The following is a 9,286-nucleotide window of genomic DNA, read 5'->3' as shown; positions in this document are numbered from 1 at the left end:
AAGTACATCGGCCGCACGATGGCGCCGTAGTTTTTGCGGTTGTCGGTATTATCTTTGCCGTTGTCGTAGTCGTGGAAGGCCAGCAGATATTCCACCTGCGCCTGCTGGGTGAACTTATGGCTGCCCTCGAAGCTGGCGTAGACCGTGGTCAGGTCGTCGGTTTTGTTGTAGACGCTGTTATCCGAGTTGTCGGAGTAGCGCAGGATCACCTTGTTCACTCCGCTGTCGTTGCTGTGGCTCAGCACCAGGCCGCCCTGCCAGGCTTCGAGACGCGCGTCGCTGTCCACCGCCTTCGAGTCAAAGCCGTAGTTGGCGTACACCTCGACATCGATCGGCCCGGCCTTGATGTTGTGGGTTTTGGTGGTCAGCGCGTAGTGGCCGTTGTCCCCGGTGTCGGAGCTGCCGGTACAGGTGATGCGCGACGGGTTGGTCTCGTCGGCCATCACTTCCGGGCTACAGGATTTCACCTGCGACACCGCCGCCACGTCGAACTGCACGCCGCCGATATCAAAGTTCTTCACCCCGGCGCCCTGGCCGTCGTGGTTCATCCAGAAGTAGTCGTTGATCCCCTGTTGCGGACGCTGGTGGAAGTCGCGGCCGGCCCAGATATAGGCGTTGGGATTGGATTCCAGCACATTGGTGACGCCGACGTAGGCCTTCTTCAGGTTAACCTCGTCGCTCCAGTGGTCGAACATGACGTTGAGATCCCAGATAGCCCCCTGCGCGCTTTTGAAGGCTTTGCTGATCTGGAATTCGCCGCCGTTGCTTTCGTTGCCCAGACGGCCGATCGCCGAGGCGCCGTTATAGGAGCCGTCGACGCCGACATATTTCTGGTCGCCGGTCTGGAAATGGGCGCCATAGCGGGCATAGCCGCTGAACTTGAGGCCGAACGGAATCGCCATATCCGGCGAGGCGGCGGTGGTCTGCGGGTTGGTAATGACGTCGACCTTTTTGTCGGCCGCGGCGTCAATTTTCGCCTGGCGGTCGGCCAGCGCTTTATCAACGGCTTTGGCGACAATGGCATCGATCTGTTCCTGAGTAAATTCTTGCGCCATTACAGAGGTAAGCGGAAAAAACGCGGCGATAACCGCCATGGTTAATGGAAGTTTTTTTATCATTGTCATGAGTTTCTCAATATAGGTTAATTTTATTCAGACAATAACCAGCCTATTCTGAGCTGACAGAATATGTCGCTATCATCAGAACAAGTTATTTTTTATTTTGTACGGTCACAGAGGCATTACACAATTATCGCTACTCGCCCTCCCTCACTGATATTAAACAGGTGGCACAATGGCAGAACCATCCGCGCGGCGGATTGTTCCTCTATAGACAGTCAAACAGATAGCCTTTCGGCACAGACAGCATAAATACAACACGAACAAATAAACGCTATTTCCCGGCAGCGGGCACACGGCGGAATACATGCCCCCGCAGGGGCATGTCAGCCAAATTTAACCAAAGATATAGGTATTGACGAGATTTTCGAGTAATTCCTGACGCCCGCTCTGATGCTGCGGCTTCAGATTATGCTGCTCAGCGTACCGGGCAATATTATCCAGCGACATACGGCCGGCCATAATTTGCTGCCCCAGCTCGCCCTGCCAGCCGGCATAGCGTTTTGCCAGACCCCGATCGAGCTTGCCATCCTCAATCATCCGCGCGGCCAGCTTGAGGGACAGCGCCATCACGTCCATGGCGCCAATATGGCCATAGAACATGTCGTATTTGTCGGTGCTCTGCCGGCGAACTTTGGCGTCAAAGTTCAGGCCGCCGGTGGTGAATCCCCCGGCTTTGAGGATCTCGTACATCACCAGGGTATTTTCTTCCACGCTGTTCGGGAACTGATCGGTATCCCAGCCGAGCTGCGCATCGCCGCGGTTGGCATCAACGGAGCCGAAAATGCCCAGCGCGATGGCGCTGGCGATTTCATGGTGGAAAGAGTGCCCCGCCAGGGTGGCGTGGTTGGCTTCAATGTTCACCTTGATCTCATTTTCCAGACCAAACTGCTTCAGGAAGCCATACACCGTCGCGACATCGTAATCGTACTGATGCTTGGTGGGCTCCTGCGGTTTCGGCTCGATAAGCAGCGTGCCGCCAAAGCCAATCTTATGCTTGTGCTCCACCACCATCTGCAGGAAGCGGCCAATCTGCTCGCGCTCCTGACGCAGGTCGGTATTCAGCAGGGACTCGTAACCTTCGCGGCCACCCCACAGAACATAGTTTTCGCCGCCGAGCTGGTGGGTGGCGTTCATGGCAGTCACCACCTGCGTGGCCGCCCAGGCAAACACCTCCGGATCGGGGTTGGTCGCCGCCCCGGCGCCGTAGCGCGGGTGGGTAAAGCAGTTGGCGGTGCCCCACAGCAGTTTCACACCGGTTTGCTGCTGTTTCTCCGCCAGCACCTCGGTCATCACGGCGAAATTGTGCAAATACTCTTTCAGCGACGCGCCTTCTGGCGAGACGTCGACATCGTGGAAGCAGTAATACGGCACGTTGAGCTTGTAGAAAAATTCAAACGCCACGTCCGCTTTGCGTTTGGCCATTTCCAGCGCATCGCCCGCGGCCTGCCAGGGACGCTCAAACGAGCCGGCGCCAAACATATCCGCGCCATTCCAGCAGAAGTTATGCCAATAACAGGCGGCAAAGCGCAGATGATCTGCCATGCGTTTTCCCAGCACGATTTCATCCGGATTATAGTGGCGAAACGCCAGAGGATTATCGGTTTTAGGTCCGGCAAAAAGAACGCGTTCGAGCTGGTCAAAATAAGTTTGCATGATGAACTCCGAAATTGAGGAAGCCGAAAATTAACAACTGTGACACATCGTGTATTCTCATCGTCGGTTGCTCAATTACGTTATTTCACTCAGCGATTGAGAAAATGCTCAAATGTGAGCCATCTCGCAAATAAAACTATTTTAAATATCTCGCTTCGCGCGCGTATAGCGTACACTTCCTGGGGAATTCAGGTGGGCATACCGAATTAAAATGCCGGTTTTGTCACATTGCCTGTCTGCCAAAAAATTAGCGGCGGATGGCGGCTCAACGCAGGTGATACAGGCCTTTGCTTCGAGGATCACAGAAGTAAAAAAACATAATTACTTAATTTAAAAACGTAATAGATTCTTCCATGTCAACTGTGTCAGAAAGTGTTTCACCTACACAAAACAAACCGGAGTCTGCTTAGAATGAGTAAAAACATAATGCACAGTCGGCATGATGAATATCATAAATTAACCCGCGGAGAACGAATTGGTTATGGCATGGGCGACTTTGCGCAAAACCTGGTTTTCGGCACAATTGGGGGTTTTCTGGCTTTGCATATGCTGACGGTAAATACCATCAGCACGGCAACGGCAGGCTTTATTTTTCTTTTTGTCCGCATAATTAACGTGTTTTGGGATCCGATGGTCGGCACCTACGTGGATAAACGAACCTCGAAAGCAGGGAAATATCGTCCGTGGCTGTTACGAGCCGGCGTGCCGCTGGTGATCCTCTCGGCATTACTGTTCGCGCCCATCCCCGGAGTGAAAGGTTCGGTGGCTTTCGCCTTTATTATTTATCTGGCGCTGGACCTGGTTTATTCCTTAGTCAATATTCCCTATGGCTCGCTGAATGCGTCACTGACCCGCGACCCGGAATCGATCGATAAGCTCACCAGTACCCGCATGATGCTGGCCAACAGCGCCAACCTGCTGGTCTATACCCTGTTCCCGATGTTTGTGCAGATGGCGGCGCCGAAAGATCGCAGCCTGAAAGACACCGGCTTTTTTGGCCTTGAGCTGAATCTGGGGAATTATGCCGATCCGTCGGCAAATTACGCCTGGTTTGGCGTGTACGCCATCTATATGATCATCGGCGCGGTGGCTCTGTTTATCTGTTATAAATTCACCAAAGAACGCGTTGTCGCGACCGCCGAGCAGACCGCCAACGTCAAAACCACCGACCTTTTCCACGAGCTCCGACATAACCGCCCGCTGGTTATTCTGGGTATGTTCTTTATGCTGGCCTTTACCTTCATGTTCTTCATGAACACCGTTAACGGCTTCTTCAACCAGTACGTCGTCGGCCACTCCGAATGGATGGGCGCGGTGGGTCTCGTCGCGTCTATTCCCGGCATCGCCTTCCCGATTTTCTGGCCGAAACTGAAAAAAATCTTTGGTAAAAAAGGCTTCTTCCATCTGTTCCTCGCCATGTTCATCGTCGGCGAACTGCTGACCTACGTCTGGTCCCGCGAAGGGATGCACGACGCGCTGTGGCTGGCCTACATCGCCACCTTTATTAAACAGTGGGGCTTAACTTCCGCCACCGGCTTTATGTGGGCGCTGGTACCGGAAGTCATCGCGTACGGCGAATTAAAATCTGGCAAACGCAATGCCGCCATTATCAATGCCATTATGGGACTCTTCTTCAAGATCGGCTTCACCATCGGCGGCGCGATCCCGCTGTGGCTGCTGGCGGTGTATGGCTTTAATGAAAGCGGCGCCGTGCAGAGCGCCAGCGCCATCGACGGGATCATTATGACCGCGGTGTGGATCCCAATTGCGCTGGCCGCTATTTCGATGGTGATTATCCATGTTTATCCGATCTCCGATAAACATGTTACCGACATCAACCGTCAGCTGGATGAGATCCGCGTGTAGTTAAAAAAATTATAAATCAGACCGATTCGTCACTTTCCATTTTAAAAGGTGTAATGAAATGTCACTTATTCAAAACCCGATATTACGCGGCTTTAATGCCGACCCCAGTATTATTCGTGTCGAGGATACGTACTATATTGCCAACTCGACGTTTGAGTGGTTTCCGGGCGTGCGTTTACATGAGTCGAAAGACCTGAAAAACTGGAACCTGCTGCCTTCGCCGCTCTCCACCACCACCCTGCTGGACATGAAGGGCAACCCCTCCTCCGGCGGCATTTGGGCGCCGGCGCTCTCCTGGGCCGACGGGCAATTCTGGTTGGTGTATACCGATGTGAAGGTCACCGAAGGCGCCTTCAAAGACATGACCAACTACCTGACCACCGCGAAGGATATTCGGGGCCCGTGGAGCGACCCGATCAAGCTGAACGGCGTCGGGTTTGACGCCTCGCTGTTCCATGACGACGATGGCCGGAAATATATCGTCCAGCAAACCTGGGATCACCGGGAGTACCATCACCCCTTCGATGGCATTACCTTAACGGAGCTGGATACCAACACGCTGAAGTTAATGCCGGAAACCGCGCGCACCATCTACCGCGGCACCGCCGTGGCGCTGGTCGAGGGGCCGCACCTCTATAAACTGAACGGCTACTACTACCTGTTTGCCGCCCAGGGCGGCACCGTGTTTACCCACCAGGAGGTGGTGGCGCGGTCGAAAACCCTCGAGGCCGACAGCTTTGAAACCGAGCCGGGCGACGTATTCTTAACCAACGTCGACACCCCGGACAGCTACATCCAGAAACAGGGCCATGGCGCGCTGGTCTCCACCCCGGAAGGCGAATGGTATTACGCCTCGCTCTGCGCCCGGCCGTGGAATCGCCCGGGAGAATCCATCTACGACCCGCGCGGCTGGTCAACCCTCGGCCGGGAAACCTCGATCCAGAAAGTGTACTGGGATGACGAGGGCTGGCCGCGTATTGAAGGCGGTCACGGCGGGAAAACCTTCGTCGAAGGGCCGAAAGACGCCATCTTCACCGAAAGCGCTAGCGATAATAGCCAGCAGGATGACTTTACGTCGCCAGCGCTCGATCCGAACTGGAATACCCTGCGGGTGCCGTTTACGGCCAAAATGGGCACCACCGGCAACGGCAAGTTAACCTTAATCGGCCAGGGTTCGTTAGCCAATACCCATGACCTGTCGCTGATTGCCCGCCGCTGGCAGGCCTTTTATTTTGACGCCGCGGTGAAGGTGAAATTCGAGCCCTTCAGCTACCAGCAGATGGCCGGGTTAACGAATTACTATAACGACCGCCACTGGAGCTTCGTCTTCCTGACCTGGAATGAAATTAACGGCAAGGTCATCGAAGTCGGCGAAAATAACCGCGGGAAATACACGTCGTACCTGAAAGATAACGCCATCAAGGTGCCGGACGGCGTCGAATACGTCTGGTTCCGGACCAAAGTCCGCAAGCAGACCTACAGCTATGAATACAGCTTCGATGGCGTGACGTTCACCGAGATCCCGGTCCAGCTGGATGCCGCGGTGCTGTCCGATGACTATGTGTTGCAGAGCTACGGCGGGTTCTTTACCGGGGCGTTCGTCGGCCTGGCGGCGGTAGACTACGCCGGGTACGGTACCCAGGCTGAGTTTTATCAGTTCGAGTATCAGGAGCTGGGCGATAGCTTAGCGGCCGATGGCAGCTACAGCTGGGAGGCTGGCGAGACGCGGGATAAGTAAAAGAGAGCGGGCCCACGCTACCGGTAAGGTAGCGTGGGGTTTGTGGTGTGTTTGATGAACGTAAAGCGAGCGCTGTCGGATGTCAGTCTGTGGGGCGCAGCCGGGCCTTCAGCTCTTCGGGGGTAAACGGCGGATCTCGCCGGTGCAGCATCGCATGGCAGTTGGGACATACCGGGATCAGATCGGTTTCAGGGTTCAGGCGGTAGTCCTGCTTTATCCCGGCCAGCGGGATGAGATGGTGGATATGGATAAAGCCCTGGCCGATATCGCCATAGCGGCTGGCCATATCCAGACCGCATACCTGACACTGGCAGCCATGCAGGCGAAGCGCCGCCTGACGAGCCTGACGGTCGCGCTCATAGCGATTGACCACCACCTGCAACGCCGCCCCTTCCACGTACTCCATGGTCGTCTGCCCCTCATCGGGGAAAAGCGCAACCTCGTCATCGCCAGCGCCCTGCGACGCGATCGTAAATCCTTGCTCCAGTAACAGACGCACGCATTTTGATTTAATCCCCCCGCTGAAATCCGCCGGGGTAAATTCCGTTCCCGTCGCAAGCGTGGCCGCTAACCCGACGATGGCTTTTGAAGGATACCGACGCCCCTCAAACTCGATCTCATACAGACGCGCGCTTTTAAACTGATGCGCAACGCCTGCATCGTAAGCGCGAATGGCGGCGATGATGCATTCCCTGGATAAATGGTCCGGTAGTTTTTTCATAAGACATAGCTATCTGATGGCGCGAAGCTTGAGTATAAATAGAAAGCTATGGGCTTTTCGAACAAATAACTGGCAGTGATAATTAAATCGCGATCCACGTAGAATCGCCGCATCTGGTAGGTTGATCGGCAAGGATTTTGCGAGCATCATCGCATTTATTTAGCTGCCAATGTAACGCTATGCCCTCCAGCACGACCCTGCAACACGCGATCGAGAACATCACCATCTGGCGCAAAGGCGAACAGCGTGCGCCGCATAAACCACTATTGCTGCTGTACGTCCTCTCGCAATACCAGCGCGGCCATGCGCGGATGTTCGACTACGCCTCGGAGATACGTGATGAGCTGCATAGCCTGCTGGAACGCTTTGGCCCGCAGCGCCGCCAGTACCGGCCGGACATGCCCTTCTGGCGCCTGAAAGGCGACGGCTTCTGGGAGCTACACAACAGCGAACAGTGCTCAACCCAGGGCAGCCGACAGCCGCCCGGCAAAGAGCTGGAGCTCTGTCACGTCGCCGGCGGCTTCGATGAGCCGCATTTTGCGCTACTCAACAGAAATAAGAAGCTGATCAATACCCTCGCCCATCAGATCCTCGAAGCGCATTTCCCGGAGAGTATTCAGGAAGAACTGGCTGAAGAGATGGGGTTTGATCTGCAGCAGATCCGTAAAGAGCGCGACCCGCATTTTCGCCAGCAGGTGCTGCGCGCCTATAACTATGAGTGCGCTATCTGCGGCTTCAATATGCGCCATGATAATACCTCTGTCGCCCTGGAAGCGGCCCATATCAAATGGAAGCAGCACGGCGGCCCATGTGAAATCCCTAACGGCCTGGCGCTCTGCGCGATTCACCATAAGGCCTTTGATAAAGGATCTATTGGTCTGCATGAGGATATGCGCATCCAGGTTTCGCCAGCGGTGAACGGCGGGGGCATCGTTGGCAGGCTGTTCTGGGATTTTGATGGTAAGCCGATTACCTTGCCGCAGGGGAAAGAATGTTATCCGCAGGAAGGGTTTGTGGCGTGGCACCGGCGGGAGGTGTTCAGGGGATGAGGGGTGTGGTGTGTGGGGTTAATGTTGAGCGTAGGGTTTAAGGATTGTGAATGTGTTTCGGAGAGGATTTCGTGGTTGATCAATGATTGGTCGTGGCTAGATTATCCGTGGCGATTCACTTCGGCGAAATAGCGATCTATTTCATGCTCAAATTCTTGCCCAGGAGCAATACGTCGGTCATGCCACGCGCTGATTGTTCCCATGCGTTTTAACGGTGAGAGATGCGTTTCGAGCTCGTTACGCAAGGCTTCATCTGCATGAGAATAGGAAAAAACGAGGGTAGCCATAAACGTTAATCTCTCCTTAAATATCCTTGATATCCAGCTATTGTAGTTAGTGTAAAAAGGGGCAAACAGCCCCTAACACGATTAACATGCACTCATCCCATCAGGAGGCATCTTAGGGTTGGCTGCAGCTTGGTTGACTAATTTAAGTATCGCTTCCTTGCCAAACTCATTGCATAGACGAGCAATGTCCCTTTGTGCATGTGAACGTTTATGTTGCGCGTGTAACCTTGCACATTTCCTCATAATCTCCTCCGGTTCGGATTTCAGAGAATGAAGATCCTCTTTTCTGATGAAAAAAACCGCCTGATTGGTGATTCCACCAACATCAGAGCCCGTTGAAACGGAATTTGTTGAGATGGGGAGATTCTTCAGCTTCAAGGAGTGAATGACCGCAGATGCTCGTTTAACGCTAAAATCGGCATTAATTTCATACCCTGCAGTTGTGATCGTTTTTCCATCACATAAGGCTGCAAATACGCACAGGCTTGATTTTTGCAAACGCTTTATCACGTCAAGCATGATGAAATTGCCTGAAAAATAAGCATTGAGTTTGTGCCGCGCAATTTCGGGTGAATACTGGTCGGTTACTTTTTGCATCAGTTACTCCAAATCGGTTTATTGGTACCGTTACTGGAGCCACGCTTGTCGATTACGTTGTGAATAACGTATACTCGAAATGCGATTAGCAGGGCTCAAGTGGCGGATTATTCCTCCGCAGAGGTTTTGTTTTTCTGGTGAAGGTTGTCTGCAAACAACCTTCACCATCCCTTCCATAAGAAATACTCATACAGAACAATTGTTCTATCCAAATATTCCTCCAGAACGATACTGCTGATGATCAATTTATCAAC

8 protein-coding genes are annotated in these 9,286 nt (G+C 53.7%); 3 read left to right on the top strand and 5 right to left on the bottom strand.

Annotation, left to right across the window (positions count from 1 at the left end; translation table 11 throughout):
- Positions 1–1,124, bottom strand: a 1,124-nt coding sequence (locus QLG03_RS05160; protein ID WP_282473605.1) for a carbohydrate porin, incomplete at its 3' end; no start/stop codon positions are given.
- Between the two features lie 330 nt (positions 1,125–1,454).
- Positions 1,455–2,774 (bottom strand): xylose isomerase, encoded by a 1,320-nt coding sequence (gene xylA / locus QLG03_RS05155; protein WP_255989778.1) that lies wholly within the window; start codon positions 2,772–2,774, stop codon positions 1,455–1,457.
- 426 nt (positions 2,775–3,200) lie between these two features.
- On the opposite strand from xylA, the gene QLG03_RS05150 reads away from it, so the two are divergent.
- Complete coding sequence (locus tag QLG03_RS05150) at positions 3,201–4,640, top strand: MFS transporter (protein ID WP_072096728.1); 1,440 nt, start codon at positions 3,201–3,203, stop codon at positions 4,638–4,640.
- A 58-nt stretch (positions 4,641–4,698) separates the two neighbouring features.
- On the top strand, positions 4,699–6,378 hold the full coding sequence (locus tag QLG03_RS05145; protein WP_255989776.1) for a glycoside hydrolase family 43 protein: 1,680 nt from the start codon (positions 4,699–4,701) through the stop codon (positions 6,376–6,378).
- 82 nt (positions 6,379–6,460) lie between these two features.
- Here the strand turns inward: QLG03_RS05145 and QLG03_RS05140 are convergent, their stop codons facing one another.
- The gene (locus tag QLG03_RS05140) at positions 6,461–7,099 is read right to left on the bottom strand and encodes an HNH endonuclease (protein WP_045146948.1); all 639 of its coding nucleotides are present in this window, start codon (positions 7,097–7,099) and stop codon (positions 6,461–6,463) included.
- Positions 7,100–7,278: 179 nt separating this feature from the next.
- On the opposite strand from QLG03_RS05140, the gene QLG03_RS05135 reads away from it, so the two are divergent.
- A complete protein-coding gene (locus tag QLG03_RS05135; protein WP_255989773.1) occupies positions 7,279–8,148 on the top strand; it encodes a phosphorothioated DNA-binding restriction endonuclease in 870 nt (289 codons plus the stop codon).
- Between the two features lie 101 nt (positions 8,149–8,249).
- Here the strand turns inward: QLG03_RS05135 and QLG03_RS05130 are convergent, their stop codons facing one another.
- The gene (locus QLG03_RS05130) at positions 8,250–8,435 is read right to left on the bottom strand and encodes a TIR domain-containing protein (protein ID WP_085551675.1); all 186 of its coding nucleotides are present in this window, start codon (positions 8,433–8,435) and stop codon (positions 8,250–8,252) included.
- 81 nt (positions 8,436–8,516) lie between these two features.
- Positions 8,517–9,032 (bottom strand): hypothetical protein, encoded by a 516-nt coding sequence (locus QLG03_RS05125; protein ID WP_085551676.1) that lies wholly within the window; start codon positions 9,030–9,032, stop codon positions 8,517–8,519.
- Between the last annotated feature and the right edge of the window lie 254 nt (positions 9,033–9,286).

It is taken from the genome of Klebsiella sp. V115_8, from assembly GCF_029967715.1.
GTDB lineage: Bacteria > Pseudomonadota > Gammaproteobacteria > Enterobacterales > Enterobacteriaceae > Klebsiella > Klebsiella quasipneumoniae.
The sequence above is the reverse complement of the archived record's forward strand: the minus strand, read 5'-3'. Positions and strand labels throughout refer to the sequence as shown.

What these genes read in the sequence shown, in the direction of transcription:
- QLG03_RS05145 (WP_255989776.1), top strand. Translation starts at nt 4,699, where the DNA reads ATGTCACTTATTCAAAACCCGATATTACGCGGCTTTAATGCCGACCCC.
- QLG03_RS05135 (WP_255989773.1), top strand. Translation starts at nt 7,279, where the DNA reads ATGCCCTCCAGCACGACCCTGCAACACGCGATCGAGAACATCACCATC.
- xylA (WP_255989778.1), bottom strand. Translation starts at nt 2,774, where the DNA reads ATGCAAACTTATTTTGACCAGCTCGAACGCGTTCTTTTTGCCGGACCT.
- QLG03_RS05130 (WP_085551675.1), bottom strand. Translation starts at nt 8,435, where the DNA reads ATGGCTACCCTCGTTTTTTCCTATTCTCATGCAGATGAAGCCTTGCGT.
- QLG03_RS05140 (WP_045146948.1), bottom strand. Translation starts at nt 7,099, where the DNA reads ATGAAAAAACTACCGGACCATTTATCCAGGGAATGCATCATCGCCGCC.
- QLG03_RS05150 (WP_072096728.1), top strand. Translation starts at nt 3,201, where the DNA reads ATGCACAGTCGGCATGATGAATATCATAAATTAACCCGCGGAGAACGA.
- QLG03_RS05125 (WP_085551676.1), bottom strand. Translation starts at nt 9,032, where the DNA reads ATGCAAAAAGTAACCGACCAGTATTCACCCGAAATTGCGCGGCACAAA.